The sequence below is a fragment of the Planktothrix paucivesiculata PCC 9631 genome, from assembly GCF_900009265.2.
Lineage (GTDB): Bacteria > Cyanobacteriota > Cyanobacteriia > Cyanobacteriales > Microcoleaceae > Planktothrix > Planktothrix paucivesiculata.
Genome location: NZ_LR735009.1, coordinates 170,476 through 185,703 on the forward strand (window position 1 = coordinate 170,476; position 15,228 = coordinate 185,703).

Here is a 15,228-nt window from a genome sequence, read left to right on the forward strand (position 1 = left end):
TAATAATATAATAACTTTAACTAGTTATGGTAAAGTATTAGCAGAATCTGGAAATAATCAAAAAGCTTGTGAAATTTTTGAGCAGTCTTTACAACTTGAACCTAAAAATACAAAAACTTTAACTAGTTATGGTAAAGCATTAGCAAAATCTGGAAATAATCAAAAAGCTTGTGAAATTTTTGAGCAGTCTTTACAACTTGAACCTGATAATATAATAACTTTAACTAGCTATGGTAAAGCATTAGCAGAATCTGGTAATAATGAAAAAGCTTGTGAGATTTTTGAGCGGTCTTTAGAATGTGAACCTAATGATATAAAAACTTTAACTAGTTATGGTAAAGCATTAGCAGAATCTGGTAATAATGAAAAATCTTGTGAGATTTTTGAGCGGTCTTTACAAATAAAACCTGATGATCTTATTACCATAGCTAGATATGCTAATATTCTAAGTAAATATGGAAAAATTTTATCAGATGCTAGAGAATTTGAAAAAGCCTGTAAAATTTATAAGCGATTATTACAAATAAAACCTGATAATTATATGTTTTTTATATACGCTAGATGTTTAGAGGAGTTGGGTAGATACACAGATGCCATATCTCAACTTCAAGCGATAGATTTTGATAATCTCCCACAGTATCATGTAAATGTTATTCATATCATTTTAGGAAGACTTTACTATTGTCTGAAATCTTATGAACAGGGAGATAAATATTTTAATTTAGCAATTGCTAATTCAGATGATATAGAGCAGTCATTACTATTTAGTGCCAGAAGTATTTTGGCTCATAATCCTCATAATGAAACTGCTGTTAAGTTGTTACAACAGATTGCTGAGGAATCACCAAGCTACTCTCAAGCAATAGAAATTTTGACGCTAAATTTAAGTCAAGAAGACTACTTTAAAATGGTCAAATTAGATTACCAAAGTGGTTTAAATGACACCGAGATGCTGAATCGAGCAATTTATCATAAAATTGCCAATGAAATCAGCATTCTCAAAGGAATTGCTTACCGAATTTTGCGATTCTCTCAAGCAGAAGATCCTTTACTAACAGGTATCATTGCTGATATTGAAGATGTACTTGAAGAAGTTAACCACCGCAGAGCATTAGAAAAATCTCAAATAGCAACTATTTCTGATGATGAATACGAGCAAATTTTAGAAATTATTTCCAAAACTGCTCATGATATTTCTGACTTTGTTAATAACCAATTGGCAATTATTGAGTCTAAAACTAGACGTGCCATCAAAAAACTTGTTGTTGATGCTCCTCACTATCCACAATTTGAGAAACTATTAGCACAGCTAGAATTAACTCAAGTTGCTCTCAGTGATCTTAAAGCAATTAACGAAGGGATCAAAATTAAAAATCATCACTTTAAAGTCAAAAAACTATTTGAGAAATGGGAAGCTAACCCTAATATTGAGAATGCTTCCATTACTCTGGATATTCAAAATGGTGACGCAGAATTTAATGGTGATGAGGAGAAAATAAAAAGCATTATAAATGAATTATTAGAAAATTCTCTCAAACACAATGCCAAAAAACTAGATTTACGAATTTTGATGACAGCACAGGATGTTATTAATCCTTCAGGAATTCGTGGTGCTACTATTCCGGGTGAACAGAAATATCTATTAATTGAGTTTAGTGATGACGGTCAAGGAATTCCTTTAGATAAAAAGGATTGGATATTTCAACCTCTAAAAACTACAGCAAGCGAAGGTCATGGTAGCGGTTTGGGATTATTTATCATCCGCAAAACATTAACGAAGATGAACGGATACATCCAAGAAACTGGATGGAAAGGAGCTAAATTTAAAATCTATATTCCCTACACAAAAGGCGAAAATATTTAATTTTGTTAGATTTGATATCAGTTGCAATATAGGGATATACTAGCTAGCAGTATAATTTAGTTTCTATTTTCCTGTTCTCAATCCCTTAAAATCACAGAATTATGCAGACAGAAAACGTGCATTTGCTATTGGTAGAAGACAATTCTGGTTTCCTCAGTGAACTGGTGGATTGGTTGAATTATTACGGTTATCTTCATATTGAGACGGCTTCTAGTGTCGCTCAAGCAACAGAAAAGTTATGTAATCCTTTTGATGTCATTATTGCTGATATGCGGATGGAGCAAGATGACAGTGGATTTGCGATTGTTGAGCAGGTAAAAGCACTTAATCTTTCATCAGTAGTAATTATCCTAACTGCTAATGATACTGTTATAGATTGCCGTAATGCGTTTAAATTTGGCGCTTGGGATTACATTTCTAAAAATATGCGGGGTAATGTCTTTGATGCTGTACATGATTCTATTGAAGAAGCGATTACCTATTTTAATCGCTGGGGTAATGTCCACAATGAACAATGGATAACTGAGAATCTGGAAAGTTTAGAAAAAGATTACTGGGGAAAATACATTGCAGTTATTAATAAGACCGTGATCGAAACAGCAGATAAAGAAGATAGTCTCAACGCATTACTGGAGCAGCGAAAATTGAGACGATTTTTAACTACTATCAGAAAAATAGGTGATTTACAACCAATTTCCCAGCTTATAAAATTACCAGAAAGTCCAATATTAGAGTACAAAAGCACTTTGCAATGGGATGTTAAACAAAATCGTAAAAATGAGGACTTGAGATTTAGTGTCCTCAAAACTATAGCCGCGTTTCTTAATTCTGAAGGGGGAACGTTAATTATTGGAGTTGAAGATAATGGTAATATTTTTGGTTTAGAGCAAGATTTGGCTTTACTTTCCAAAAGTTCTCAAGATCAATTTGAGCAGACAATTGTGAATCTGATTTGCGATCGCATCGGTGCTGGATTTATGTCGTTAGTTACAGTTAGATTTGAGACTATAGACAGCAAAACAGTTTGTGCAATTAATATCAGAAAGTCAGATATAATAGCTTTCATGCAAGGTAAAGATAAAAAACCAGAGCTTTATATTCGTGCTGGTAATACCTCAAAGTCTCTTGATATTTCAGAAACAGTAGAATTTTGTCTCAAGCGGAAGGGCTTACTACTATAATCCATTTAGATTCACTTAATTGTTTGTTCTAATCGATTAGCTAAGGCAATAATATCATCTTTTCGGGCTATTTGTTCCACCCATTCTGAGGGAATATTATTAAACCCATAATAAATTCCGGCTAAACCTCCTGTGACTGCGGCTGTTGTGTCGGTATCTTCTCCTAAATTAACAGCTTTGAGAACTGCTTCTGAGTATGAAGATGTTGTTAATAAACACCATAACGAGGCTTCTAAAGTATGAATAACATAACCGCCCGATTGAATTTCATCAATTGATAACTGGTCAATATTACCTCTAAAAATGCGGTCAAACCGAGAAGATTCTACGGTTAAACTAGGATGATAATAAATCGGTTTTACGGCTTCTATACCTTGAAGATAGGCGGATTTCAGGTCTAATCCTTGGAGTAATTTAACCGCAATACTAATATAAATTCCGCAGGCAATTTGGGAACGAATATGAGCGTGTGTTAAACAGGAACATTCATGCACCCACTGGATTAATTGATAGAATGACACGGAAGAATATAAATAAGCCATGGGCAAAATCCGCATCAAAGAACCATTGCCATTGCTACGTTCATCGGTTTCTCCCGCTTCCACTGGATTTACCCCATTTTGGAGGTTTTTAATTGCGTTATTAGTGGTTCCTCCAATATCAAATATAACGCCATGGGCTGCCCATTCTTGATGATAGCGCCAACGACAAAAAGATGCCGCGATCGCTTTTAAATTATAGCCCTGACAGAGACTATCTGCTAAACACAACATCAAGGAACTATCATCCGACCAAGTACCCGGGGGTTGTCGATGGGTTCCATAGCCTGTCATCATTGTGATGGGGTTTTTTAGACGTTCTTGGCGACTGGTAAATTCCACCGGAACACCCAACGCATCCCCCACACAAACCCCGATTAAACCCGACAAAATTACTGATTTTTTCATATTAAAATCCTTTTATAGTAATCCTAATTTAGACTCAAAAGTCAATAGGAAAAACCGTTAGCCCTGAAGGGCTTACTACTATAATCCATATAGCCAAATAATTAATAAGGGGGTAATTATAGCTAAGATTATACTCAAGGGAGCACCTACCCGGGTAAAGTCGAAAAATTTATATCCTCCGGGGCTATAAACCATTGTATTAGTTTGATAACCAATGGGAGTCATATAACTATTAGAAGCCGCAAAAGTTACCGCATACATAAAAGCAAAGGGATTTAAACTTAATGCAACCGCAACTTTTACCGCAACGGGAATCATCAATACAACCGTGGCATTATTAGAAAGAACTTCTGTCAGAATGGATGTGGCAATATAGAATAATAATAATATCCAATAACCCGATAAGTTGCCTCCCAAACCTACTAAAGTATCCGCTAACCATTGGGTCGCACCGGATTTATCCATCGCTATTCCTAATGGAATTAATCCCGCTAAGAGAAATATCACATCCCAACGCACAGAACCATAAATTTCTCCGGGTTTGAGACATCCGGTAATTACCATTAAAATTACACCCGCTAAAGCACTAACTAAAATGGGCATAATTTCAAAGGCTGCTAGAATAATAACCCCCAAAACGATCCCCAGAGCAATCCAGGCTTTATCCTGTCTCAGTGTTTCTACATCTCGTTCTTCTAAAACCAGAAGTTCTCGGGTGGTTTGTAACCCAATAAAACTTTGTTTTGGCCCTTGAAGTAATAATAAATCTCCAAATCGGAGGGTAACTTTCCCTAATCGCCCTTGAACTAATTCTGAACCTCGACGAATGGCTAAAACCGTGGCGTTGTAGCGTTGACGGAATCTTAAATCTTTTAAAGTGGTTCCGATTAACCGAGAATTGGATAAAATCAAAACTTCGGCTATTTTTTCCTGTCCAGAACTCAAAATAGTTTCTAAAGATTCTTCCTTAAATTTAACATCGGGAAGAATATCTAAGCCTTTTTCATCTCTAATTTTTAGTAAATCTTCTCGACTACTTCTAACAATTAAAATATCTCCGACACTTAATATTTTATCAGCCAAAGGTTGAGCAAACCGCATATTATTCTGAATCAATTCTAACACATCTAAGTCAAATTTGCGTTGAATTTCACTCTCTTTAAGGGTTTGTCCCACTAAGCTAGAACGGGGGGTAATGACTAATTCACTCACATAATCTTTTAAACCATATTCGGCTTGCAGAATATCAAAATTTGCGGGTTTGCGGTCGGGGAGAAGTCGAGGGGCAACCACAGCTAAATAAACAATCCCAATCGTAAAAGTAATAATTCCTAATACAGTAAACTGAAATAACTGAAATTCCCCATATCCCATTTGTTTGGAAATACCACTTGCTAAAACGTTTGTTGAAGTCCCAATAACCGTAATCATCCCCCCCAAAACCGTCGAATAGGATAGAGGAATTAATAATTTAGAGGGGGAAATTTTTTGTTTGCGACACCAATCTTCGACAATCGGCAAGAAAATTGCAACAACGGCGGTATTATTAATAAAAGCAGTAATCGGCCCAACAATTAACCCCATGACTAAAATTTGTTGGCTGGCTGTTGTTCCTCCCCATTTCAATAACCAATCTCGAACGGTTTGTACTACCCCGGTTCTTGTAATTCCAGCACTTAAAATAAACATTGCCATCACCGTAATGGTGGCGGAGTTACCAAACCCGGATATTCCTTCCTCGGGTGTGACTAACCTCAAAAGCATTAAAACAACGGTGACAGTAAGCGCCGTTAAATCAACAGGAAGCCACTCAAAAATGAAGGCAATTAAAGCTAGAATAACAATCCCAAGTGTTAGAACAATGTTCGTCATGTGAGTGAAATCAGGTGTTGATTTTGTGTTTTTGGTTAGGGTTAGGGAACAGGGAACAGGGAACAGGGAACAGGTTATAGGTTATAGGTTATAGGGAATAGGGAATAGGGAATAGGGAATAGGTTATAGGTTATACTCTGCTCCCCCTGCTCCCCCTGCCTCCCCTGCTCCCCCTGCTCCCCCTGCCTCCCCTGCTCCATTAAGACTTAGGAGAGGGAGAAACAGTCGGTTTCGGAGAAGGACTGACTTTAGGCGCGGGAGTTGGGGCGGGGGAAACCGTTGTATTTGGGGCTGCTGGCGTACTGACGGCCGGAGGAGTGGCCGCGGGTTCTCCCATAATGCTGGGATTTCCATTATCGTAGAATCCAGCTAAACAGGCAATCATCATCGTGGCTAAGGTTCCCCCCAATAGGGCTTTCCAACCCAATTCGGAAATATCTTTCCGGCGGGAGGGGACTAAACCGACCATTCCGCCGACGAAAATTCCCACGGAAGCAACATGGGCAAAACCCGATAAAGCATAACTCACAATTAACACGGTTCTCGGGGTAATTGACCCGGCTTTGGCGGCTTCTGCTAAGGCTTGATAGGGGGGAATGGCTGTTTCTAATAAACGACGACCAATAATTACTGAAGCTGTCCAAGAATCCTCAAAGGGAACTCCAGTTAAAATGGTTACAGGATAAAAAATAAATCCCAAAATATTCGCTAAAGTGACAACTTGAAAAAAGTCTCCGACTGGACTTGGTAATAAACCCAACCAAGCTGAAAATTGATTAACCAAAGACAGTAATCCCAAAATTAAGATTAAAATCGCAGCAATGGCAACGGACATTTTTACGCCATCTAATGCGCCAATAATTGCTGAATCTAGGGGACTAACTCGTTCTATAAGTTCACCGCCAACGGTTTCTAATTCAGGTTTTTCACCTTCATGCGTAATTAAGTTTTCTTCGGTTTTTTCTTCGGGGAGCATCCCTAATGTTAGGGGTCTTTCGGTTTCAGGAACTAAAATTTTAGAAATGACAAAACAGGCGGGAATAGCCATAATAGAAGCGGAAACTAAATGCCCTAAAATATTAGGAAAAACTGGTTTCAAAAAACTAACATAAATGGCTAAAGTTGAGGAAGCAGCCGTTCCAAAACAACAGGTTAAAATGGCACATAATTCTGAACGGGTCATTTTTTCTAAATAGGGCTTGACCACAATAGCCGCTTCAATTCCGACAAAAATATTTGCTGCGCCGCTTAAGGCTTCCGCTCCACTTAAGCGCATGGTTTTATAGAATAACTTGGCAAAAACATTCGTTATAACTTGAATCACCCCTAAGTTATATAATAGTGCCATTAAACCGGAGAAAAAGATCACCGTGGGTAAGGCGCGAAAGGCAAAAATATAACCTAAATTGACATCGGGAGTTTGTCCGGGAAGGGGAACAATATTTTTTCCAAAGACAAATCTAGCCCCGGTATCCGCAGCATAAAATAAACTATCGAGAAGACTACTAAACCATTCTAAGGCCGTTCTCGTGGGTGGAAATAGAAAGACCAGAAAGGCTAAAACTAACTGTAGGCCAATCCCTAAACCCATGGTTCGCCAGGGGACAACTCGTCTATCTTCTGAAAATAACCAAGCAATAAAGCAAAGGCCAAAAATTCCTAAAAATGAAATCAGATTCAAGTAAGTCATAAGTATTTTTGGAGGGATTTATGGTATAGGACAGGAAACACTAAAACACAGGAATAGAAATTCTTAATAGAATATTCTAGTTTGATAATTTGGAATACTACTATAGTGGATTTGAGTCTGGTGATAGACATTGACTCCCAAGGACAACTAGGATAGGGAGTCCCCAACTCAGGACTACATCCAAGGGGATAGGAATAAATAGCACTCGGTACTATATTATCCCCACTCTATTGATTGTTTGCTGATTTCGGTGTGCCTTTTGTTCTTGTGCAAACCTACCATTAACCCCGTTAAACGTCAATGTTGGTGAATTAAGGAATTATAAATGGAATTAGGATGGCTATATCTATTTCGGTTCAGTTTATCCTAACCTCACAAATAAAATCAGGGTTTCTTCTATTACCCATTACCCATTACCCATTACCCATTACCCATTACCCATTACCCATTCGTAATTCGTAATTCGTAATTCGTAATTACCTATCTACGATTTATCCACCACTTATAAACCAGTTTTTCCATTTCAATCCAGATAAACATTAAGGCACTAAAACCGAAACAAATTGATAATTCAGTAAAGTTTAAAAAGTGAGTTCCAAAGAAACTTTGGAAGGGAGGAAAATAAACTAAGAGTAACTGAAGTACCGTAGTTAATCCTACTGCACCCCACAAATAGGGGTTGGTTTTAGGATTCATTTGAATGGTCAATTGAGTATCGGAACGAACTGCTAAAGCATGACCCATTTGGGCTAAACATAAAGTAGTAAATACCATGGTTTTCCAACGTTCGGGGTCAGGAGTGCCTTGAGTATAGTTGTAAGCCCAAACCATCAAAACAATCGTTAAAATGGCAAAAACAATCCCAATTCTCACCATATATAACCCTAATCCTCGCGCAAAAATACTTTCACGGGGATTATAAGGAGGACGTTGCATCACCGCAGGTTCAGCAGGTTCCATTGCTAATGCTAAAGCGGGTAAACCATCGGTAACAAGGTTCATCCATAAAATTTGTAAAGGGATTAACGGCACACCCCCGCCTAAAAGGGGAGAAGCCGCAATCACTAACACTTCCCCAATATTACTACCGAGAATATATTTAATAAAACGGCGAATATTACTATAAACAACTCGCCCTTCTTCTGTAGCCGCAACAATGGTAGCAAAGTTATCATCCAATAAAATCATATCACTGGCTTCTTTACTAACATCAGTTCCGGTAATTCCCATAGCAATACCGATATCTGCCTGTTTCAAAGCCGGAGCATCATTAACACCATCCCCAGTCATCGCTACAAATTCGCCGTTTTTTTGTAAGGCTTGAACAATCCGTAGTTTATGTTCAGGAGAAACTCGCGCATAGACACTCACATCTTCAACTTTTTGTTCTAATTCCGTTTGAGTTAATTTCTGTAATTCCTGACCTGTTAAACTTAAAGAATCTAATTCGGCAATGCCTAAATCTTGAGCAATAACTTTTGCAGTTAATTGATGATCTCCAGTAATCATCACTGGACGAATTCCGGCTTCTCGACATAGTTTAACCGCTTCTCGAACTTCAGGACGAGGCGCGTCTAACATTCCTACTAATCCTAACCAAACTAATTCCTGTTCGGAGCCTTCTTCCTCTCCTTCTGGCGGTAATATTGTTAAAGATCGAGTGGCAAATCCCAAAACCCGTAAACCTTTCCCCGCCATTTGGTTATTTTGTTCGAGAATTCGTTGACGGTCTGCTTCTGCTAAAAGAACGTTTTGATTTCCCACCAAAACAGAAGTACATTGAGCTAAAATCAACTCCGGTGATCCTTTAGTGAACATCACACATTCTGGACTTTCCTGGTCTGGAAGTTGTTGACAAATCACACTCATTCGCTTACGTTCTGAGGAGAAAGGAATTTCAGCAACACGAGGTTTTTTGTGATTTTGAATATCTCTAAATAAACCTACTTTTCCCGCTAAGGATAATAACGCTCCTTCCGTGGGATCTCCTAGAATAATCCATTTATGATCATCTTGTTGTAATTGAGCATCATTGCACAAAACACAAGCAGTTAAAATGGGTTCTAAAATTTTATAATCTGAGGAAATTGTGTTATTTTGTTCAGAAGTTATCGGTATTAATTCCCCTACTGGATCATACCCTTCTCCGGTGACTTGAAACACTTGATCAAAGGTCTGAATCGATTGCACCACCATTTTATTTTGGGTGAGAGTTCCGGTTTTATCCGAACAAATTGTTGTTACAGAACCCAAGGTTTCCACCGCCGGAAGTTTCCGAATTAAAGCATGGCGTTTGACCATTCTTTGTGTACCAATAGCCAGAGTAACTGTTACCACCGCAGGTAAACCCTCTGGAACTACCGCCACCGCCATACTCAGGGATACTTCTAATAAATCTTCTAAACTCTGAAAACTGCCTGTTCTGATCACCCCACCCACTACAATTAGGGCAACCAAGGCCAAAGACCCACTAACTAAAACATTCCCTAACTGGGTCATCCGTTGCTGGAGGGGAGTGGGTTCGGTTTCTACCCCCTGGATCATTTCGGCGATGCGTCCGAGTTCCGTGGTCATTCCGGTATTAGTGACGATGACCTGTCCCCGTCCCTGGATCACTTCCGTCCCCATGAATACCATATTCAGGCGATCGCCTAAAGGGGCATCTTCGGATAATTCCATACTCGGTTTTTTAATTACCGCTTCTGCTTCCCCCGTTAAGGCCGCCTCACGCACCTGCAAATTTTGGGCTTCAACTAGGCGACCATCGGTCGGAATTTGGACTCCAGCCTCCAGAAACATGATATCCCCCGGAACCAGTTCTTTCGCTGCCAGTTCTTGCATTTTGCCGTCCCGCACCACCCGAACTCTAGGGGAAGACATTCGTTTCAGGGCAGCTAGAGCCTGTTCTGCCCGGCTTTCTTGGAAATAGCCCAACATCCCATTCAAAATCACAATTGAAAAAATGGCAACGGCGTCCTTGGGGAAGTTGCCTTTGCGAAAATCAATCACGGCCGATACAATGGCCACGGCAATCAGCATCACGAGCATAATATTCGTGAACTGATCCCATAAAATCTCCAAGGTACTGCGACCAGGAGCTTCTTTTAATTCATTCAGACCATACTGTTGCTGACGTTGAGTTACCTGTTCTGACGTTAACCCGGCTTCACTATCGGTATCTAGGATCTGGAGAGCTTTGTCAGCACTCAAGGTATGCCAGGTTTTGAGGGGTGCTAAGGGTGAATCTGAAGACATTGATGAGGATTCGGGAGATACCATTGTCTAAGTCCTAAAAGTTCCAGCTAATCTATTCTGATTTAATCATAAGTCATTAATCGGTGATCACTCTAAAATTCCAGAAGAAATTCCCTCAGAAGTGTTAGAAGTTGCAGCTTTCGTGTCTTCGTGTCTTCGTGTCTTTGTGGTTTATTGGAGAATAAATCAATCAAATAAATGAATATTAAAATACAAAATTACTAAATAAGAAATTAGCCAGATCATCAAACTCAATTTAATTGTCGGGTCTTGAATTAAAATCTGGCTGGGTTCTTCCCCATCTGCTAAAACCGTAACTAACCATTTATAGTGCATCACCGCATAATAAACAATGGGAACTGTAATTACTAAAGAAGGATTTTTACCCGATTGTATTGTAAATAAAGCATAGCACATAATCGTCATAGTTGCCGTACTATTTAGCAGAGAATCTAAATAGGGTAAGGTATATTGGGAGAGAACTGGACGCTGTTGGTTTTTGCTTCCCCGTTGATAGAATAACTCTAAATAAGAAGGTTCAGAATTAGGTGATTTTAAGTCGGGCTGTAGGGATGTTTCAGGATAAAAATTCTCTTGATTATTTTGAAGATGTAATAAAGATAATAATTCCGAACGCCGTTTAGAAAAGCCTAGAAATAGAGTTAGGAAAAAGGTACATAAAACAATCCAAGCCGTCGGCATATCTCCTAAGGAATAAATTCCTGCTAATAGCCTCAGAACAAAACCAAAGGCAATACAACTGACATCAAATAGGGGTGAATTTTTGAGTTTTAGAGAATAAATAATATTATTAATTGCATAGAGTAAAACACAGATCAATGTGGGGATTCCTAACCCATAAGCACCTAAAAGGGAAAGTATTGTTAAACAAAATGCGATCGCTAATCCGGTTTTAATAGAAACTTGACCACTGGCAATCGGACGATACTTTTTTTTGGGATGTAGGCGATCGCGTTCCCGATCTTGAATATCATTAAAAATATAAATTGCCGAAGCCATAGCCGAGAAAAAAATAACTGTTAATATTGATAATGGAATGGACTGGGGTTCTAATAGTCTCCCACCAAATAAAAGTCCGGCTAAACAAAATAAATTTTTTGTCCATTGATGGGGGCGAATCAGTTTAATTAGGGGGGGCAAAGTTGAGGATTTCACGGGAATAAATTCGGGAGCAGTTTGATAATCATGGGTTTCTAATATTGATTTAGAATCCTCTGATTTCGGTGTTTTCATAGGATTAAAAATAATAAATTATTTAACGAGACATAACAATAATTCCAGTAACAATTAAACCTAATCCCATCATTTGATTCAAGCCAAAACGCTCTCCTAATAAAAGACTTCCAGTTAAGGCGACTAAGCTAAAACCAATGGCGGCAAATACGGGATAGGCGGTAGAAACGGGTAAACTATCAAGAGCTTTGGCAAACACAATTAAATTAATCCCATAAACGATAATAGCTGCCATAAACCAAGGGGATAATAACAGGGTTAATAAACTTGGGTCGGGAGCTTCTAGGCGAGATTTTTTCAGCAATAAGTTACCGATTCCGCTATTAATAGCCGCAATTAAAACCAAACTCCAGGAAATCCAGTTGATTGAGTTAATGTTATTCACAGTGTATAATTAAGATAGTTGTTTTAACACCCAAAGTAACTTTTCTTTCACCGGGCGACGATGGGCAGATCCGGCTTTTTCCGCTTGCAGTTGATTATAGTTTAGTTTAAACCAATCATAACTTTCACGGAACATTTCATCGTTAGAATATTTAGGTTTCCAGCCTAATTTTAGCAGGGGATCGACATCAAAATAAAATTCTTTGTGATAGGTTAAATAATGCCAAGGAGCCAGGGGACTTAATCCCATCCAGTCTAAGATTTGTAATGTTCCAATAGTTAATCCCGTGGGTAAACTTTTAACCTGAGAATCGGTTTCGGCATATTCAATTAAATGTTCTAATCCTTCTCGTAATGTGCCAAAGCGATCGCTTCCCACATTATAGATTCCAGGTTGACCTAAATCCAAAGCTAAAAGATAGGCGTCCATCAAATCATGGGCATGGACAAATTGAAATTTAACATCACCACTGCCAATCACATAGACATTTTTTCCCTCTTGAATCCATTCAAATAATATCTGGAAAATTCCTAATCTGCCTTCGCCTAAAATCGTCCGAGGACGAATTACAATTAAGGGTAAACCCGCTTGATCACAAATCTCTCTAACAGCTAATTCCCCCGCTAATTTTGCCCGTCCATAAATTTCAACCGCTTTGGTAGGGGTATTATTAGTAATCGGACATTCAGCCTCCCCAAATAGGGCACTAGAACTCATGTGAATAAAAGTTTTAACTCCGGCTTTTATCGCTGCTTCGGCTGCGATTTTACTGCCTTCTACGTTGACTTCCCAAAACTTATTCCCCGATTTAGTTAAGGGAACTAAAGCCACGTTATGATGGACAATATCAATGCCTTTCATGGCTTTTTCTACCCCATCGCAATCGCAAATATCACAGTTAATAAATTCAATCTCTGGGGGACGGGTTAAATCTTCCCAAATATCTAAAATTTTGACATCTTCCCCCCGTTGATATAATCGTCTAGCAATTAAGTTTCCTAAAAATCCCGACCCTCCGGTAATTAAATGTTTCATGGTTTTATTGTTAATTTTAAAAGCTATTTTTTAATTGATAAAATCTGATTATATTATACACTAAAGCCACTAATTCGTAAAGTAAATTTGCAGGTAAATAATGATAAAACCAAAGACGGAGTGGCATTTTGCGATCGCTAATTTCAGGAACAGAAGTAATCACCGATTGAATCTTATAGCCACAGAATTTAAACATCAACTTACTGCGAAAAGCGTGGGGTTGATTACAGTATAAAATCACATCATCTAGGGGCCATCTTCCTTCTGTTTCTAGGCATTTTCTGAGTAATCTAGCATTATCAAAGGTATCAAGATAGGGACGATCTTTAATATTTTTAGGAACAAAAACCTGAAGTTCAGGGCGATGATTAATTAGATATTTTGCGGCATAATCTTCTTCTGATTCAGGACAACCGAAACAATTCCCCGGAGAAATATAGATTGTTTCATGCTCAGAAACCTGCTTTAAAACTTGTTTTAAAACCGCTTCAAAATAATTCGATAAAAAATAATATTGGGCTAATTCTTCCCGAAAAACTAACCCTTCTGTCACGACAACATGACTAACCATAATTAATCTAATCCCCCATAATTCTCAAAGATCCATTTTAGGCTTCTTCGCATTCCTTCTTCTAAAGCAATGGTCGGATTATAACCTAATTCCCGTTGAGCTTTAGCAATAGAGCAAGCAATGGTTTTATTCATTTCTGAGAGAACATGAATTTTTTGATGATAAAATCCTAAACTTTGTAATGTTCCATCAACTACTAAAGCAATTTCACTAGCTAAACCGGGTAATTTTAAGCGTTTATGAGTACAGGATTGTTGAAATTCCGCTTCTAATAAATGTTCTATTGTCTTAATAATATCATTCATGGAGTAGGGTTTTTCATCCGCTATCCAATAGGTTTCTCCGTTGGATTTTTCGGTGATTGCTGCTAATATTAATCCTTGACAAATATTATCCACATAAGCCATGGATCGTAAATTATTCCCATCTCCAACTATTGGCCCTTTGCCATCTCTAATCATCTTAAAAAATAGGGTTTGACGTTGGGGTTGATGGGGGCCATAAAACCAAGGGGGACGGATAATCACGGTTTCAATTTTTCCCTGTTGCTGATAGCTATTTACGGCTAATTCCATTAACATTTTTGAACGTCCATAGTTCATATAGGGATGATAGGAGGAGGTTTCATCAAATAAATGATCGGGATGGAGATTACAACCACAGGGAGAATTTGAAGATACAATAATCGCTCGTTTTATCTTAGCAGAAACCGCCGAATTTAATAGATTTTTTGTTCCTTCTACATTGATTTGATAAAATTCGGATATTTTTTGAGGATGAATAATTCCGGCGGTATGGAATAAAATAGCATTTTCGGCATTTTCACAAAAGCGATCGCAATCTTGAGGATTTCTCAAATCTCCTTGATAAACTTCTATTTGATCTGATATTTTTTTTAATACTGTTGGATCTTGATTCGGTAAAATCAAACAGCGAATTTTTAAATGATTTTGAGGTTGATTTAGGGGTTTAAAATCTGCTAATCCTTTAACTAAAGATTCGACTAAATTAATTCCTAACCAACCTAATGCACCTGTAACCAAAACTAAATTTGTGTTGAATTTGATCATAATTTTATTTGTTGTTGTGCTTCAGCACAATTACAGTTGTTGTGATGTGGCACTATCTTATGTTGATAAGATGCGCTTAAGCGCAACAACGGCGCAACAACGGA

General features: G+C 38.0%; 11 protein-coding genes. 2 read left to right on the forward strand and 9 right to left on the reverse strand.

Annotation, left to right across the window (positions count from 1 at the left end; genetic code table 11):
• Positions 1–1,864: ATP-binding protein (locus tag PL9631_RS09055; protein ID WP_083619172.1), on the forward strand; the 1,864-nt coding region annotated here is incomplete at its 5' end.
• A 101-nt stretch (positions 1,865–1,965) separates the two neighbouring features.
• A complete protein-coding gene (locus tag PL9631_RS09060) occupies positions 1,966–3,045 on the forward strand; it encodes an RNA-binding domain-containing protein (RefSeq protein ID WP_083619175.1) in 1,080 nt (359 codons plus the stop codon).
• Between the two features lie 11 nt (positions 3,046–3,056).
• Here the strand turns inward: PL9631_RS09060 and PL9631_RS09065 are convergent, their stop codons facing one another.
• From PL9631_RS09065 to PL9631_RS09105, 9 genes are all read right to left on the reverse strand, one after another.
• A complete protein-coding gene (locus PL9631_RS09065; RefSeq protein WP_083619178.1) occupies positions 3,057–3,992 on the reverse strand; it encodes an ADP-ribosylglycohydrolase family protein in 936 nt (311 codons plus the stop codon).
• 78 nt (positions 3,993–4,070) lie between these two features.
• Positions 4,071–5,864, reverse strand: a complete 1,794-nt coding sequence (locus tag PL9631_RS09070; RefSeq protein ID WP_083619181.1) for an SLC13 family permease — start codon at positions 5,862–5,864, stop codon at positions 4,071–4,073.
• 199 nt (positions 5,865–6,063) lie between these two features.
• On the reverse strand, positions 6,064–7,554 hold the full coding sequence (locus tag PL9631_RS09075) for a NupC/NupG family nucleoside CNT transporter (RefSeq protein WP_083619185.1): 1,491 nt from the start codon (positions 7,552–7,554) through the stop codon (positions 6,064–6,066).
• A gap of 480 nt (positions 7,555–8,034) precedes the next feature.
• The gene (locus PL9631_RS09080; RefSeq protein ID WP_197046317.1) at positions 8,035–10,809 is read right to left on the reverse strand and encodes a cation-translocating P-type ATPase; all 2,775 of its coding nucleotides are present in this window, start codon (positions 10,807–10,809) and stop codon (positions 8,035–8,037) included.
• A 186-nt stretch (positions 10,810–10,995) separates the two neighbouring features.
• Positions 10,996–12,063 (reverse strand): UbiA prenyltransferase family protein, encoded by a 1,068-nt coding sequence (locus PL9631_RS09085; RefSeq protein WP_083619191.1) that lies wholly within the window; start codon positions 12,061–12,063, stop codon positions 10,996–10,998.
• A 22-nt stretch (positions 12,064–12,085) separates the two neighbouring features.
• Entirely contained in the window at positions 12,086–12,448 is a 363-nt protein-coding gene (locus PL9631_RS09090; protein WP_231516683.1) for a DMT family transporter, read from the reverse strand.
• Between the two features lie 9 nt (positions 12,449–12,457).
• On the reverse strand, positions 12,458–13,483 hold the full coding sequence (locus PL9631_RS09095; protein WP_083619195.1) for an NAD-dependent epimerase/dehydratase family protein: 1,026 nt from the start codon (positions 13,481–13,483) through the stop codon (positions 12,458–12,460).
• 16 nt (positions 13,484–13,499) lie between these two features.
• The gene (locus PL9631_RS09100; protein ID WP_083619199.1) at positions 13,500–14,054 is read right to left on the reverse strand and encodes a YdcF family protein; all 555 of its coding nucleotides are present in this window, start codon (positions 14,052–14,054) and stop codon (positions 13,500–13,502) included.
• Between the two features lie 2 nt (positions 14,055–14,056).
• Positions 14,057–15,124 (reverse strand): NAD-dependent epimerase/dehydratase family protein, encoded by a 1,068-nt coding sequence (locus PL9631_RS09105; protein ID WP_083619203.1) that lies wholly within the window; start codon positions 15,122–15,124, stop codon positions 14,057–14,059.
• Positions 15,125–15,228 lie beyond the last annotated feature (104 nt).

What these genes read in the sequence shown, in the direction of transcription:
- PL9631_RS09060 (WP_083619175.1), top strand. Translation starts at nt 1,966, where the DNA reads ATGCAGACAGAAAACGTGCATTTGCTATTGGTAGAAGACAATTCTGGT.
- PL9631_RS09065 (WP_083619178.1), bottom strand. Translation starts at nt 3,992, where the DNA reads ATGAAAAAATCAGTAATTTTGTCGGGTTTAATCGGGGTTTGTGTGGGG.
- PL9631_RS09070 (WP_083619181.1), bottom strand. Translation starts at nt 5,864, where the DNA reads ATGACGAACATTGTTCTAACACTTGGGATTGTTATTCTAGCTTTAATT.
- PL9631_RS09075 (WP_083619185.1), bottom strand. Translation starts at nt 7,554, where the DNA reads ATGACTTACTTGAATCTGATTTCATTTTTAGGAATTTTTGGCCTTTGC.
- PL9631_RS09080 (WP_197046317.1), bottom strand. Translation starts at nt 10,809, where the DNA reads ATGTCTTCAGATTCACCCTTAGCACCCCTCAAAACCTGGCATACCTTG.
- PL9631_RS09085 (WP_083619191.1), bottom strand. Translation starts at nt 12,063, where the DNA reads ATGAAAACACCGAAATCAGAGGATTCTAAATCAATATTAGAAACCCAT.
- PL9631_RS09095 (WP_083619195.1), bottom strand. Translation starts at nt 13,483, where the DNA reads ATGAAACATTTAATTACCGGAGGGTCGGGATTTTTAGGAAACTTAATT.
- PL9631_RS09100 (WP_083619199.1), bottom strand. Translation starts at nt 14,054, where the DNA reads ATGGTTAGTCATGTTGTCGTGACAGAAGGGTTAGTTTTTCGGGAAGAA.
- PL9631_RS09105 (WP_083619203.1), bottom strand. Translation starts at nt 15,124, where the DNA reads ATGATCAAATTCAACACAAATTTAGTTTTGGTTACAGGTGCATTAGGT.